This window comes from Vibrio sp. 10N.261.55.A10, from assembly GCF_041470825.1.
GTDB classification, from domain to species: Bacteria; Pseudomonadota; Gammaproteobacteria; order Enterobacterales; family Vibrionaceae; genus Vibrio; species Vibrio crassostreae_C.
Window position 1 is genome coordinate 1 of record NZ_JBFRNC010000013.1, and the last position, 950, is coordinate 950.

The window sequence follows — 950 nt, forward strand, 5'->3', positions numbered from 1 at the left end:
TCGAAACTGATATCGATGTCACCATTGAAGTTCTCATCTGGCGTAATCGTGAAACTGCCATCGTCGTTAGCTACAACTGTCGCATCACCGTCGACCGTTAGGCTGCTGGCCGTCAAGTCATCGCCTTCCACATCTGATGCTTGAGAAAGCAGCTGCTCTTGGCTTAGACGAATCGAACCGTCTTCATCGATTGAATAAGCTAAGTCACCAGACACAGGCGCATCATCAACCGCTGTTACGCTTACGTCGATGTTTGCTGACACCGTATCGGTGCCGTCAGACACATCAAAACCGAAGTTTACGTCACCATTGAAGTTCTCGTTTGGCGCAAAGGTGTAAGTACCATTACCGTTATCAGTAAGGATACCGTCACCGCCATCGTAGGTCACACCTTCAACAGTTAGGTTGTCGCCTTCAATATCAGTAGCACCGGTTAACAGGTCAGCATCGGTGAAGATCAACGTGCCATCTTCTTCAACGCTGAACTGTTGATCTTGAGGGGCTGGCAGGTCGTTAACTGGGTTAACGGTTAGGTCAGCTGAAGCTTGAACGGTGTTAGTACCATCAGAGATATCGAAGCTGATATCGATGTCACCGTTGAAGTTCTCATCTGGCGTGATGGTGAAGCTGCCGTCATCATTAGCAACGACTGTTGCATCACCGTCAACCGTTAGGCTGCTAGCTGTTAGGTCATCGCCTTCTACGTCAGAAGCTTGCGATAGAAGCTGCTCTTGGCTTAGACGAATCGAACCGTCTTCGTCGATTGAGTACGCTAGGTCACCCGATACAGGCGCATCATCAACGGCAGTTACGCTTACGTCGATGTTTGCAGAGACCGTATCGGTGCCGTCAGAGACATCGAAGCCGAAGTTGACGTCGCCATTGAAGTTTTCATTCGGAGCAAAGGTGTACGTACCATTACCGTTATCAGTAAGAATACCGTCGCCACC

At 49.5% G+C, this 950-nt stretch carries 1 protein-coding gene; it reads right to left on the reverse strand.

Translation table 11 applies throughout. The features are described from left to right. The coding region (locus tag AB4274_RS04250; protein ID WP_372111116.1) for a tandem-95 repeat protein at positions 1–950 on the reverse strand (950 nt) is incomplete at both ends.